Origin of the sequence: Pseudoalteromonas luteoviolacea (assembly GCF_021654285.1) — a bacterium.
GTDB lineage: Bacteria > Pseudomonadota > Gammaproteobacteria > Enterobacterales > Alteromonadaceae > Pseudoalteromonas > Pseudoalteromonas luteoviolacea_J.
Window position 1 is genome coordinate 1 of record NZ_JAKFZS010000013.1, and the last position, 15,556, is coordinate 15,556.

At 41.6% G+C, this 15,556-nt stretch carries 8 protein-coding genes; all 8 read left to right on the plus strand.

Annotated elements, in window-relative coordinates:
- Positions 1-100: 100 nt before the first annotated feature.
- The 8 genes from L1077_RS13700 to L1077_RS13735 all read left to right on the plus strand — a co-directional run bounded on the left by L1077_RS13700 (position 101) and on the right by L1077_RS13735 (position 15,440).
- Positions 101-8,170 carry an Ig-like domain-containing protein gene (locus L1077_RS13700; protein WP_237137342.1) on the plus strand — a complete coding sequence of 2,690 codons (8,070 nt, stop codon included), beginning with the start codon at positions 101-103 and terminating at the stop codon, positions 8,168-8,170.
- 814 nt (positions 8,171-8,984) lie between these two features.
- Complete coding sequence (locus L1077_RS13705) at positions 8,985-9,935, plus strand: hypothetical protein (protein WP_237137343.1); 951 nt, start codon at positions 8,985-8,987, stop codon at positions 9,933-9,935.
- 237 nt (positions 9,936-10,172) lie between these two features.
- Positions 10,173-10,487 carry an antibiotic biosynthesis monooxygenase family protein gene (locus tag L1077_RS13710; protein WP_237137344.1) on the plus strand — a complete coding sequence of 105 codons (315 nt, stop codon included), beginning with the start codon at positions 10,173-10,175 and terminating at the stop codon, positions 10,485-10,487.
- A 16-nt stretch (positions 10,488-10,503) separates the two neighbouring features.
- The gene (locus tag L1077_RS27600) at positions 10,504-11,205 is read left to right on the plus strand and encodes a helix-turn-helix transcriptional regulator (RefSeq protein ID WP_237137345.1); all 702 of its coding nucleotides are present in this window, start codon (positions 10,504-10,506) and stop codon (positions 11,203-11,205) included.
- Between the two features lie 267 nt (positions 11,206-11,472).
- Positions 11,473-13,965 carry a TonB-dependent receptor gene (locus L1077_RS13720; RefSeq protein ID WP_237137346.1) on the plus strand — a complete coding sequence of 831 codons (2,493 nt, stop codon included), beginning with the start codon at positions 11,473-11,475 and terminating at the stop codon, positions 13,963-13,965.
- A 214-nt stretch (positions 13,966-14,179) separates the two neighbouring features.
- On the plus strand, positions 14,180-14,809 hold the full coding sequence (locus tag L1077_RS13725) for a hypothetical protein (protein ID WP_237137347.1): 630 nt from the start codon (positions 14,180-14,182) through the stop codon (positions 14,807-14,809).
- 45 nt (positions 14,810-14,854) lie between these two features.
- Positions 14,855-15,103 (plus strand): hypothetical protein, encoded by a 249-nt coding sequence (locus L1077_RS13730; protein ID WP_237137348.1) that lies wholly within the window; start codon positions 14,855-14,857, stop codon positions 15,101-15,103.
- On the plus strand, positions 15,066-15,440 hold the full coding sequence (locus L1077_RS13735) for a hypothetical protein (protein ID WP_237137349.1): 375 nt from the start codon (positions 15,066-15,068) through the stop codon (positions 15,438-15,440). The genes L1077_RS13730 and L1077_RS13735 overlap by 38 nt, the downstream gene beginning before the upstream one ends.
- The last annotated feature ends 116 nt before the right edge of the window (positions 15,441-15,556 follow it).

Genomic DNA, 15,556 nt, shown 5'->3' on the forward strand with positions numbered 1-15,556 from the left:
CGCTGCCTCGTTTAGCTTTAGCAGTGCCGAAGTAGGCGCAACCTACAGCTATACTATTTCGAGTAGCAATGGCGGCACATCAGCAACGGGCAATGGCACGGTGACCTCTGCAAGCCAAACCATTTCTAATATAGATTTAAGTGCACTAAACGACGGCACGCTCACGCTGTCTGTGACGCTGACAGACACCGTAGGTAACACGGCTACAGCAGTCACCGCAACCAGTGAGCTAGATACATCCAGCCCATCAGTGACAACATTCAGTGCATCAGATACGGCGCTTAAGGTTGGTGAAACTTCGACGGTTACTATTGTGTTGAGTGAGTCGAGTGATAATTTCACAGTAGATGATGTGAGCGTTTCAGGAGGGACTTTAAGCAACTTCACTGCCACTTCAGGAACACAATATAGCGTGGTGTTCACGCCGAGTGAAAATTCAGAAGCGGACGCTACGCTTGATATTCTCGCTGACAAGTTTACCGACAGTGCTGGCAACCCAAATACAGCGGCGCAGCAAATCACCTTGAGTGTCGATACCAGTTCGCCGACAGGGCAAGCTGTCAATATAGATCAGGCTCTTATCAATAGAGATAATGAGTCGGCTCTGAGTTTTAGTTTAACTGGTCTGGAGAGCTCGGGTACATTCACATACAGCATTACAGATGCAAATAATGCCTCGGTGACTGGCAATGGCAACATTACAGCTGCTACTGCTCAAGTATCCGCGATTGATGTGAGTAATCTGGCTGAAGGTACTTTAACGTTAACGGTAATCGTGACAGATGCGGCTGGAAATAGTGCAAATCAGATTTCAGACACTGTTACTAAAAAGTATAACGTGGCGCCGACTCTATCTGGCCAGCCTACAACGTCGATTGCGCAAGACCAAGCTTATAGTTTTACACCCACTTTAGTTGACCCTGATGAGCAAGATACGCACACCTACAGCATCACTAATTTACCTAGTTGGTTGATGTTTAGTACGACGACAGGTGTTCTTTCTGGCACGCCAGCGGATGCTGATGTAGGCGAGTACAATGGCATTGTGATTTCGGTGAATGATGGCACTGATTCAGCGTCATTGGCGAGCTTTAATATTGAAGTGACCAATGTCAATGATGCGCCAAGTGGCACAGCGTTTAATTTTGCCACTCAAGAGGCTGGCACGCTGAGCGTAACTGCGCAAGCAGGTTTACTCAGCACCGCAACAGATGACGATACTGACAACGGAGATACGTTAACTGTAGAACAGGTCGCCGCTCCGTCATTTGGTCAGTTGACACTGAATACAGATGGCAGCTTTACCTATCAGCATGATGGCAGCGAAAACCATACTGATCAATTTACCTATCGTGTTAAAGATGCATCAAACGCGACATCTGAGACGTATACGGTGACGATTAATGTCACGCCAGTTGCGGATGCGCCAACAGCGGTGAATGACGTGTTGACCGTGGTTGAAGATAATGCAGGTAACATAGATTTATTGGCTAACGATAGCGATCCTGAGCAAGATATGGTGGCCTCCTCTGCAACGGTTGTTACCGCACCGAGCAAAGGGAGTGTTAGCCTATTAAATGGCGTTGCGACTTATACACCAAATGCCAATGAAAATGGTGTAGATACATTCACCTATACAGTCAAAGATGCGCAGCAAAATACTTCTAATACGGCGACGGTGACGGTGACCATTACCGCGGATAATGACCTCCCTGTAGCGAAAGAGTTGGTGATTAATACATCTGAGGATACTCATTCAGACCCGCTGCAAGTTCGTGCTCAGACTACGGACATAGAGGATGGTATACCAACAGGAGACTTGGCAATATCGACCCAGCCGAGTAAAGGCAGTGTTGTTATCGACCAACAGCAGGGGACGTTTGTTTATCAACCTGCTGCCAATCAAACAGGCTCAGATAGCTTTGCTTACACGGTAGCAGATAGTGCAGGGGCTGTATCAACACCGATGACAATTACCGTGAATATTGGCGCGGTGAATGATAAACCCGTGGCCGCTGCTGACAGTGTCACAACCGATGAGGATGTGAGCACTCTGTTATCGATTTTATCAAACGACAGTGATGTAGAAGATCAAGGTTTCAATGGGGCAAATATCACACTTGAGGATCAAGGTAATGGTGCGGGTAGCTATGAAAAAGCCATGGTGACTATCCAAGCCGACGGGCAGTTGAACATTGTGCCTGTTGCAAACCAAAATGGCACCTTCACGTTTAACTATACCCTGACTGACAGTGAAGGTTTAACCTCTGATCCTGCTCAAGTAACTGTCACTCTAACCCCAGTGAATGACGCGCCAGTGGCCGTTGATAATACAGCGAGTTTGCAAGAAGAGGGTTCATTTGAAGTGAACGTCTTGGGTAATGATACGGACGTAGATGAAAATGACAGCTTTAATCTTGCTAGTGTAACTGTGGTTGACCAGCCTCAATTTGGTCAGGCGGTTGTCAATGCGCAAGGCGGGATTGTGTATACCCCGAACCAGCATTACTTTGGCGATGATACTTTTACGTATACAGTTCAAGATACAACGGGCGCAACGTCTAATAAAGCCACGGTGACAATGACGGTGACTCCTGTGAATGATGCACCGATTGCACAGGCTCAAAACCTGAATTTAGATGAAGATGGCAGTTTACTTGTTACGCTCAGTGCGACTGATCAGGAAAACGATGCGCTGATCTATCGCGTTGTCACAGGTGTGTCTAGCGGGACATTGGTACAGCAATCAGATACAACTTGGTTATATACACCAACATCAAATTTCAACGGGGTTGACACATTCACCTTCGTAGCAAATGATGGTACAGATGACTCTGCGGCTGCAACTGTATCTTTGACAGTCAACGCGGTGAATGACCAACCTACGGTCACAGGGCAAGCTGTAAGCGTAGATGAAGAGACGCAGGTAAATATTACTCTAAGTGCAGAAGATATAGATAACGATAATCTCACTTACTTACTTGTTGGTGAACCAAGCAATGGTAGCTACTCACTCAATAGCAATGTGTTGAGCTATACAGGTAACTTAGATTACTTTGGAGCGGATAGCTTTACCTTTAAAGTGAACGATGGTCAGGCAGACTCAGAATTAGCGACGGTGAATATCACTGTCAATAATATCAACGATGCGCCAACGATTTCAGGGAGTCCAAGCAAGCAAGTTAATGAAGACAGTGCATACAGTTTTGTGCCTACCGCCGAAGATAAAGATGGCGACAATTTAACATTCGCCATTGAAAACTTACCGAGTTGGATGTCCTTCGATAGCACAACGGGGGCGATATCAGGCACACCTGTCAATGCAAATGTTGGCGTATACACAGGCATTGTGATCAGTGTTTCAGATGGTACAGAAACAGCCGCACTCACTGCGTTTAACATTACCGTTGTTAATACCAATGATACACCAACGATAAGCGGCGTGCCTTCAACTTCTATTAATGAAGACAGTGCGTATAGCTTTACCCCAAGCGCAACGGATATTGACGGAGATACCTTAACCTTTAGTATTCAGAATGCACCAGCTTGGATTGAATTTAATACTGCAACTGGTGAAATGACAGGCATACCGCTGGACGCCAATGTTGGTACTGATACAAACATTATTGTTTCAGTCAGCGATGGTCAGATAAGTGCGTCTATAGCGGCATTTGATATTGTTGTTAATAATACCAATGATGCTCCGACAGCAATCGCACCAAGCTACAGTATTAGCGAGGGAGCAACATTAAGTGTAAGCAATGTTGAAGGCCTACTGAGCGGTAACTTTGCCCTTGACGATGATTTAGATAGCAATGATGTATTGTCGATTGTTGATTTAACTCAGCCAACGTTTGGCACTTTGAGTGTGAATGCAGATGGCAGCTTCTCTTATTCGCATAACGACAGTGAAACACAAAGCGATAGCTTTACCTATCGATTACAAGACAGCATTGGTGCTCAATCTAGGGTTGTGACTGCTACCATTGCAATCACGCCAGTGTCTGACTCTCCTGTCGCTGTGGATGACAGCGCGCAAACCAATGAAGATACGCCAGTGACGGTAAACCTATTGAGCAATGACACGGATCCTGAAGGGGATATTGTAGCCTCTTCTGCAGTTGTCGTTGATCAACCAGCTATTGGCTCTGTATTAATTGAAAACGGGGTAGCGACCTATACACCTAATCAAGATGTAAATGGTACTGATTTATTTACCTATATCGTATCAGACCAAGATTCCAATAATTCAGACAAAGCCACTGTATCGATCACCATTTCGGCGATAAATGATGTGCCGCAAGTTGAAGACATTACTGTGAATATCGACGAAGATGCTGAGCAAACCAGTATTAACGTCATGGCCTTTGCAACGGATATTGAAGATGGTATCCCAACAGGCGATATTGCAGTCATCACTGCACCACAAAAAGGCAATGCAGTTACTAATAGTATTAATGGTTCAATTGACTATACGCCGTTTGAAGACGATGAAGGTACAGACAGCTTCACTTATACTATTGCGGATAGCAACGGAGCTGTTTCTGAGTTGGCCACTGTGTCAATTAATATCGGTGAAGTAAATGATGCGCCAATCGCAGCGGATGATAGTGTGACAACGCAAGAAGATACACAAATCACGCTCAATATCTTAGCAAATGATACTGATGTTGAAGACGAAGGGTTTAACGGCGCGAATATTACTATACAAAATAATGGAGTGTTTGATTTCGCAACTGTGGCTATCTTAACAGATGGTCAATTACAAATTACTCCGACACAAGACCAAAATGGTCAGTTCAGCTTCACTTATACGCTAAACGACAGTGAAGGGTTGAGCTCCTTACCTGCCACAGTTAATCTGACGATTGAAGCTGTGAATGATGCGCCAGTGGCCATTGATGATATTGCCGCCCTTGAAGAGGAAGGGGCGTTTGCGGTGAATGTGCTGGGTAATGATACAGATGTGGATGGTAACAATGAAATCGACCCATCAAGTGTGACAATTGTGAACGCTCCTGCAAAAGGGCAAGTCAGTATTGATGGGCTTGGTCGAGTTGTATACACCGCCAATACCAATGAAGTGGGTAATGATATCTTTACTTACACGGTCAAAGACACCTTAGGCCTAGAGTCCAATGTCGCAACTGTGACAATGACTATAGATAATGTCAACGATGCACCAGATGCCCAAGATGATAGCTATTCAGAAGAAACCTTTGATGAAGCAACGGGCACATACCGCTTAGCAGTACTTAGTAATGATAGCGATGTGGATACGGGGGATTCATTGATGCTTTTGAGTGCTCAAGCGTCAGTTGGTAGTGTGCAAGTGGCAGGTAATGAGCTGGTTTACACACCTGAAGATACGTTTAACGGCGTGGTGATCATCGACTATGTAATTAAAGATGAGGCTGGGGAAATTAGCAGAGCAGTTGCAGAACTGACAGTAGTTAGAAATGATGCGCAGGGCACACCGCCAACGATTAACGTGCCAGCAGATATTAATGTCAATGCAACGGCTCTATTCACTAAAGTGGAGCTTGGTAATGCAACGGCTACAGACAGTAATGGCAATGTTATCGGCGTATCACTTGTGAATAATAATGTGTTGTTTCCTCCAGGTCGCCACCTTGCGACATGGCGAGCTCAAGACAGCAATGGTTTGAGCACATTTGCCACACAAAATGTATTTGTGAATCCACTCGTTTCTTTAGCTAAGGATACACAATTATCTGAAGGTCAAAGCTTCGCATTAGGCGTCTTCTTAAATGGTGAGGCAACACAGTATCCAATACAAATACCTTATACGGTGTCTGGTACGGCAAACAGTTCAGACCACACACTTAGCAGTGGTACGCTTACGATAGCTTCTGGCATTGAAGGCGAGATCACCTTCAGTATTTTTGAAGATGGGCTGAGTGAGGGTAATGAAACCATTATAATCACACTTGATGAATCACTGAATCGAGGCGCTAAATTTACGACTCAAGTGACTATTGTTGAAGAAAATGTCGCGCCTAGCATTGTTCTCAGCGCTAAACAAAACAATGAGTTACGTACTACCGTGACGGCAAATGAGCAATTAGTTACCGTGTCAGCGCAGGTGAGTGACCCGAACATTGGTGATAGTGTGCAGTTACAATGGAGTGCACTGGATAATGAGCTACAGAACCTCAGTACAGTAGAAAATGAATTTACCTTCTCAGCTCAATCTCTTAGCACTGGTATTTATGGGGTTTCAATCACCGCGACGGATGATGGTGAGCCAAGCCTCGCTAGTACAGCGCAAATCTATCTAGAGGTCGTACCTGAGCTCGTTGTTCTGACGGACCAAGATACCGATGGTGATTTAATTCCAGATAATGAGGAGGGCCATTCTGACTCCGATAATGATGGTATTCCAGATTTTCAAGATGCGATCACTGACTGTAACGTTATGCAAGAGCAGGCATTGGAGTCTTCTCAATTTTTGATTGAGGGCGAGCCCGGTGTATGTATTCGTAAAGGTGTAACAATTGCACAGAATTCGACAGGCGGTGTACAACTTCTGCCTGAAGAATTACAGCAAGATGATACCGCTACTAATATAGGAGGATTATTTGATTTTATAGCTGTTGGTCTTCCGCAAGCCGGTGATAGTTATAGCATTGTTATTCCACAGCGTAACCCGATACCTATCAACGCAGTATATCGAAAACTAATAGGTACTCAGTGGGTTGATTTTATCGTTGATGAACAAAATAAAATTTATTCCTCACTGGGAGAGCCAGGATATTGCGCCCCTCCAGGAAGTGATGTTTGGCGAGAGGGACTCACTGAAGGTGATTGGTGTGTCAAACTACAGATTGTAGATGGCGGGCCAAATGATGATGATGGCATAGCTAATGGTAGCATCATCGATCCGGGTGGTGTTGCAATTGTCAATAATGGTAACTCTCTACCTGTTGCAGTAGCTGATGAGAAAGTTGTGGGCTCTGGACAAGCTATTCAGATAGACGTACTTGCAAATGATACAGATGCCGATGGTGATACTTTAACTATTACAAGTGCATCAGTTGATTTTGGTACTGTCGTGATTGAGGACAATAAGTTGCTTTATACGCCTCCTCAAACTTTTGTCGGTACTGCAACGATTCAATACAGCATTACAGATGGACAAGGCGGAACGGCGAGCAATACGGTCACGGTTAATTTGACCGTTAATTCAGCCCCAACCACAACATTAGATGAAGCGTCGACAACAGATCAAGCGTCAATCATCTTAAATGTGTTAGAAAACGACTTTGATGCTGATGGCGATACATTATCAGTCATTGATGCGGTAGCACAAAGCGGTACGGTTAGCATCAACGCAGATGGCACCATTTCATATACACCTAAATCTGGCTTTGAAGGTGTAGATATCGTTACATATACCGTTGTAGATAGTAAAGGTGCAATTTCGAAGGGAGTAGCACAAATCACCGTTACAGCTTATAAAGCTGTCGCGATTGAAAATACGTCATCAGGCAGCCTAGGAGGGGGGCTTATTTTGATACTTTCAGCATTATTAGTACGTAGACGTAAATCGGGTTTACCAAGTTTTGCATTGGCCTCTTTAAGTTGCATTTTACCATTTTCTGCTTATGCGGATGGTTGGGAGTTAAAAGGTACACTTGGACAAGCCAATGCTGCGGAGCGAGTAGATAATAACTCTGGCCTGCAAATCAAGAATATTGATAATTCCAGTGAATCATGGTCCGTGAGCAGCTACTATGAGTTGCTGCCGAATTGGCATGTCGGGATTGGTTATGTTGATTTAGGGCAAGGGCGAGTTGACTTTGAGGGGGAGAGTTTATCGCCAGCAGAGTCACATCTAGCTGTTTCTCGTATTGCTCCTGTATTGCCCGAAGGCTTTACATTACAAGTCAATTATGACCTTTACCGTTGGCAAAAATTAACCGCAGAGGTCTTCGTTGGTGTATTTGACTGGGAGTATAAAATTACCAGTACACGAGATGAGCGTTTTTTACAAACTTATGAGGCTGCTGAAACAAATGCCTTTATGGGCGCTGAATTGGGTTATCAGTTAAGTGAACGTGTAGAGTTAGGCGTCCAGTATCGATATTTTGATATAAGCGAAAACAATATAAATGAAGTATCCCTGTTGATGGGAATAAAATTTTAGTATTTGTTAATAGTAATATCTAGAAGGTATAGTCGCCTGTGCCTTCTAGGATTTATGTAATCGACCCAGATTCTCTTTGTGACGCATTCCTTAAATGGTATTGAATATATCTGTTTTTTATGAAATGCGCTTTAACCCTATATGGGAAAGTTATTTTTCACCGCATTACTTTCAAGCGCTAACCAGTTATTAAAAGCCAACTATTTTTTAACTTATTGACTTAATGCCATTATTGACAGGCGATTTATCTACTTCAGTTTTTAACCGTTAGTAGTGTTTTTATTACAAAGTTTTCAATCTAATATAGGTCTAGCACAGATATCTATTTTAAATATAGTAATTAAAGCTAACGATATAGAGTGTTAATTTTCACTTAGCTAAGAGCGTATAAAAAGGTAATAGAAGGGGTTGTTTTTTGGGAGGAAGGTTTCGATTTTGGACTTTTATCTAGGTTTTTCATCTTAAATGTCAGATTGTGTAGATATTGTATGGATTAGAGTTGTTATTTTTATATTTTTTAGCCGTTTAAAGTATATGAGAGCTTAAAGTGAATACGATTCTTTATTTACTCCCTAGGTGTTGAATTTTGGGAGCTGTGCATTATCACTTTTACTCCGTTTTTTTGCATAAAAGAGCAAAAAGTAAAAATCATTTAATTTCCTTGCAAAGGCTTGTGATATTTCACAAGCCTTTTATCATACCTTGAAGTTTCCTTGTTTAGATATCGTTTACTCGCTAATCGAATAATTTAAAAGATGATAATAAACATTCATTTATCAAATGATTTTGTGTGCTTGAGATAGAAGGTGTATTCATGAACTTTAATAAGGCTCGGTGGCTATTATTGGCTGGTGTATTCAGCTTAGCTTTTGTTGCAATTTGGGTACTCATCTACCCTATTCAAGGGGGGGATAAAGCAGACAATTCGACTGAACTTGACGGCCCAATATTAACTTCGAAAGCTTTGGTTGAAAAAAGAGTGATATCGACAATACCAATGAGTCAAGAGGTTGAAATAACGACGGCGCAACACATTGGCCAGCTTAAAGCGATGTCTCGGCCTATTTGGCATTTGTCAGGCGTATTTAACGAGCACTTGAATGTATTAAAAGCTAAAGCACAAAAAGGAAGCTTAGAGGCGAAATATATAATTGCGATGAACTTTAAGTTTTGTGTTTCTGCGCCACACAATAGTGATGCGCTACAAACTAAGCTAGAGGAAATCGCATCATACAGTGATGCAGGCACGGCTGCGGATAATGTTATCAGACGGTTTCACTACTGCGAAGGGATCACAAAGGCGCAAAAGCAATCCTATGCAAGGTATCTTGAAGAGGCGGCAAACAGCGGCTTTGTTGCAGCACAAGAGGCTTTCGGTAGCTTAGCGACTGAGTATTATATGAAGACGCAAGGCTTTAATCGCGAACATAGAGATGAATATATTGCACAACGCTCGCGTTTCAAAGAAAAAAAGTGGGCGTTTTTAAATCGGGCAGCGCAACATGGAAGTGAAAAAGCAATGATGGCTTTATCAAGCATACATTACTCACAGCAGCTAGAAAAAAACAGCTTTGCGCAGGCCTATGCTTTGAACAAACTACTTATGGAAATTACTGAAGATGATGAAGTATACAATCGCCATGCGTGGTTTGAGCAAAAGCAATATCCGAAAATGACTGAACAAGAGTTAGTATATGCGCAGCAGTTTTACGAAAGCTGGCTGAAAACTATATATGAAAATGGCACACTTTATCCGAGTAGATAATCAAGCAAAGAGTGGTCGTCGAAATAAATAGCCAGCACTTATGTTAAATGCTTGTTTGCCATTAAGACTTGTCGCACTTCAGCGCTGTAGAGCCTTTACTTATAGTGTCCATACGTATTGAAAGCACTATTGAGGATAATCTGATATCCACTTTGATTATCCTCATTACTTTCTACTGACAATCGTTGTCAGTGCCTTTTGTTTTAATTGAACCAACAAACAAAAGGAGCTATACCCATGAAACAGAATATAATTGAAATCGTTACTTTTAAATTAATTGAAGGCGTATCTACAGAGCGAATATTGGAAAAAAGTGCTGACTTTGAAGAGTTTGTAGCTAAGCAGCCCGGCTTTTTATACCGTTCGCTGGCACACAAAGCGGATACTGATACATTTGTTGATATCAGCTATTGGGAAACCTTGGAAGATAATAAAAAAATGCAAGCTGCATTTGAAGAGGCACCAGCATGCAAAGCCTATTGTGCACTAGTTGATAAAGAATCAGTTGGGATCAGCCACCATACTGTATTGACTAAAAGCTGTGATGTTTAATTAAAGGAGGAAGATTGTGCATAAATCAGAGCGATTATTTCAATTAGTCAATTTGCTCAAAGGCCGCAAGGTTGCAGTGACAGCAAAGCAATTGGCTGACAGGTTAGATGTCTCTGAGCGCACAATCTACCGCGACATTCAAAATTTACAAACGTCTGGCGTACCTATAGAAGGTGAGGCGGGGATAGGTTATTTAATCAGTGAGTGTGACTTACCGCCCATGATGTTTTCGGTTCAGGAGCTTCAAGCATTGCTAATTGGTAGCCGGATGCTCGAAGCATTTTCTGATCCAGAGCAAGCCCAGTATGCCCAATCCGCTATTGCAAAAATTGAAGCGGTTTTGCCGACGACAATGAAGCAGATAAATGATGATCTTCCTTATTATGCGCTGGGTTATAGGCATGACGATAGGTGTCAAGCACATAATAAGGTGCTGCGCGAAGCCATTGAAAACAAAAATCATCTATTGATGACTTACCAAGATGTTAAAGGTGATGTAAGTGAAAGAACCATTGAGCCGTTAGGTCTGGTTTACTGGGGAGGAAAATGGACGGTGATTTCCTATTGCTTGCTGAGAAATGCTTACAGGGAATTTAGGCTAGACCGAATTATTTCCCTCATCGTGCTTCATACACATTTTGAACAGGAAGAAGAGAAGAGTGTACTGCATTACATTGATCTCGTTAAGTCGGCTGCTTGCGATAATAAAAATAGCTAGATTTCAAGCTCCTATGACCAGTAGCGAACTATTTAACCGAATATACATATGTAACATTGAGAATTCTTTATTCAACCAAATGCACATCATTTAAAACAAATGAGCACTCAGTGTAAACATTAAAAGCACATTTCATTTTATTCGTAACAAGTATTAACTTTAGTAACTTTTATTAAACGCAAATGAGAGTTGTTATCATTTGTTATCGCTGTTAGTATGCGCGCTCTCTGCGAATAAACAATTGTATTACGAAGTTTGGAGTGTAATATGCAATTCTCTCGTTCACTGAATTCAAAAAGTGTTCTTGCAACTGCGGTTAAAGTTGCTCTATTAGGCGGCGTTGTCGCTACAGCTCAAGCTGCTGAAAAAGCTCAAGACGATATTGAGCGTATTAGCGTTTATAACAAACACAACGCCCTGATTTTAGAATCAGGCACAGCGACTAAATCAAACATGGCTCTGATGCAAACACCTGCAGCAGTGGTTATTGTTGATAAGGATTTACTTGATTCACAAACAGCAAATACGCTGCAAGACGCTATCAGAAACGTGAGTGGCTTTACGCAAGGTGGAAATAACTATGGTATTGGTGACAATCTTGCCATTCGTGGTTTAGGTGTAAATTATACTTACGATGGCATGTACGGCGGTGCAAGCCTAGGTAACAACTACAACCCAACTCGCTCTATGACTAATATCGAGAGTATGGAAGTTTTAAAAGGTCCTGCTACGGGTTTATATGGCATTGGTGCAGCTGGTGGCGTAGTCAACCTAATTGAGAAGAAGCCTCAGTTTGAGGAAGCTTATGAGATCAGCGCAAAAGTAGGTAGCTGGAATACCTACGGACTTATGCTAGATGCAACCAACGCAATTACTGACGATTTAGCATACCGTGTGGTACTCAACCACGAGCGTAGTGATGGTTACCGTGATTTACAGCAAGACCGTGACGAAGTGTACGCAAGCTTGAAGTTTGAGGCGTCAAAAGATCATGCTTTGTTATTTTCAGCGGCTTATATTGATGATGCTGTTCAAGTAGACTCTGTAGGTGACCCAGTACGAATCGTCAATTGGGCTAGCATTGATGGTGAACCAAGAAAACTTACTGGTGCAGACGTACCCAATGACCCTAAGTTTATTATTAACAATGACGATAAAAAAGAGTACCTAGGTGTCCAATTAACGGAAGCACAAAGAGAACAGCTAGCTGCATCTATTTCAACAACGGATGGTCTAAAACCAATTGATTTAGGTGGAACAGGTTTAATATCACCGCTTTCTACACCAAACGAAGGGCAAGAGCTACGTTTTAAGCTTCGCCATGACTGGCATTTGGGCGAAGAGTCAACATTGACTCAGCAAATATTGTGGCGCCAATATGATTCTGATTTGACTCGTCAAACTGGTGCATATAACTATGTTTATTGGGATCGCCCAAATAGAACACATGGTTCAATAATCAATGAAGATCCTCGTGCGCCTCTAGTAACTGAAGATGGTGTATTGCACCCATATGCTGCACGTCGTCAAGAGTATCGTCGTGCTGTTTCAGATGAGCAAACATGGCAATACTTTGCTGACTTACAGCTTGGTTGGAGCTATGGCGATATAAGTGGTGAACATTTAGTAAGTGTTAACTACGAAGATAGAAAGATGTCGTTTAAGCAGTGGCATGCCTACGATAAACATGGTGATACCCGCAGTAATAATTTGCCATATATTCTTGATATTAGAAACCCAGTTTGGCCAACTGGCAGCTTTATGGACTATAACCCATTTGTAAAGAGTAACTACGAAAAATCATTAACTGCGTATGGTATTAGTGCACAAGAAGTACTTTATTTGACAGATGCATTAACCGTGCGAGCTGGGGCAGCTTATACAGAAATCAAGCAAACATATGAAGACTTTGGAACTGATGAGGAAGTTAAAGAGCTTGATTCTAAGGATTCAGGTACGACCTACAATGTGGGTTTAAACTACCAAATTACACCTCAGTTTGCGGCTTTCATTAATGCCTCTAAAGGTAGAACTGCTTATGGTGTGCTTTCGAAGTTAGAAGATGAAAAAGAATTAATTGACGGTACTAACATCCCGAAAAAAACCAACCAACCAGACTCTGAATCAGAGTCATTTGATTTAGGTTTCAGATTTACCGCGTTTGAAGAAGATTTACTTGGTTCTGTTGTTTTCTTTGAAACAAAGCGTACCAACCTAAGATATGGCAATACCGAGTTTAATTCTGAAGTAGGTTCAACAGACTACAACGTTGATGTGCCTCGTTATTTTTACGACAATAATGAAACAACCAAAGGCGTTGAAGTTGACTTAAACCTAGTACTCAATGACGCTTGGAAACTAAATCTTAACGGTACATACCAAGACGCTATCTCTGTAATGAATAGTCAAAAAGACCCTGCAGATAGAGAAGTGGATAAGAAAGGCTTACCTGAAAAAATGGCTGGCGCTTGGATCACACACATGCTACCTCAATTTATGGGAGGAGATTTAGAATTAAGTCTTGGTATGAGTTATGTGAGTGAGCGTACAGTAAGTAGTTCTGGTTTTGGCTTACCAACAGCGGTTGTTGATGGCTATACACGCTGGGACATGGCGGCAGCTTATTACTTTGATAACTATCATTTCCAATTGAATATCGAAAATTTAGCTGATGAAACATACTACAGCAAAGCGATGTTCTTAGGTGGATTACCAGGTAATGAACGTAATGCTAAACTGACGTTTAACTATCAGTTTTAAATAAAACAAGATGATATAGAGGCGGCAATTTGCCGCCTTTTTTATTTTTTATAGAAGAATAATTGAATTTTAGACCTGTTACTGTTGATGCAGGTTTTAACCGTCCGCAACTTCAGCGAAATTCCCGCTTTTATTTATATTTCTTGAGTTTATTGGCCTATAAGTTGCTTTCAATTAGTGAGTTAAACAGACATTGCCGGATAAGGACATGCCAATGAGCATAATTGCTGCGTTAAATCACAATAGGGTATTTCAAAGTCAAGATAGCAAGGCGCAAAATAGCATAGAAAAACACGCTGAATTTGCGTCACTAATGGAAAAAACAATAAACGCCAAGCCCGAAGTTACCGACCCTGATCTCATTATGCCGATTTCTCTTAACCGAAACTATGATGAAATATCGGATCAAGCTCGTGATTATTATCAATTTGCTCTTGAGGTAGCTACAGAGCGTGTTGACCCGGAGCTAGAAGATGATCGTTTAAAAGAAATACAGCTGTACCAAGAAACCATGATTGAAATTATGGACATGCCCATTGAGGTCGAAATTGAACAACATGAAATCAATGAAGCACTGTTATTTGGCAGTCTAGGCATTGACTTTTTACAGTATAAAGAAATGGGGGTTCGCATTGATATGCTCAACCTCATGGAACAAGACATCAATAGTTCTCAAACATTGCTGACTAGTGATAAAGAAAAGCTAAAAAGTGTATTGAATGAAAGGAGAGAAGCGTTGGAGCTACAACGAGAGGAAATGCTTGCAGGCACCTATTTAGAGCAAAATACAGATCATAAAGGCGAAATTAAAAAACGCTTTGATTCAATAGATTTCAAACCTTAGTCATATCCACATCATAGTTTAAATGACCACTTAATAAGGATATCCATGAGTAGTATTTCAGTGTTAAAGCATATGCCTTTTGTTAAGACTCAACAACAATCAATGCGTAATGAAGTGACAAAGCACGCCAGTTTTGCATCTGTAATGCAAAGCGTCTTGACTGAGAAACCAAACCACAGCGCCCCTGAACACTTAATAGCATTGTCTTTAAATGTAAATTTTGATGATATCAGTGAACAAACAATAAGGTATTATCATGAACAAGTTTTACCTAATGCCAGAGAGAGTGGATAAGAGCCAAAGTGCGAAAAACCAACAGATTCAGCTGTTTAAAGAAACAGTCATTGAAATAAAAGACATTGCGATAAAAGTCGAAATCGAGGTCGATGAGGTTAATGAAGCCTTACTATTTAGCAGTCTCGGAATTGATTTTCTGAAATATAAAGAAGCAGGTGTTCGTACGGATATGCTCAGCCTACTAGAAAAAGATGTTTACCAATCTGAAGGCTTAACAGTCTCAGAAAAGCAAGCCCTTATAGACACAATTTCAACTGAGAGGGACAAGCTAGCATCATTGCAAGAAAATATACTGGCTGGCTCTTACGTGCCAGAAGAAAAAACGATGAAGTAAAACCATTAGACTGCATCGACTGAATGAAGGTCAGCCTTTTATAAATAAAAACTTACCCTTTGGCAGTGTTTAATGACCAGCTTGCAATGTTAATTTTAGTTTTTTGGTCAAGCCAT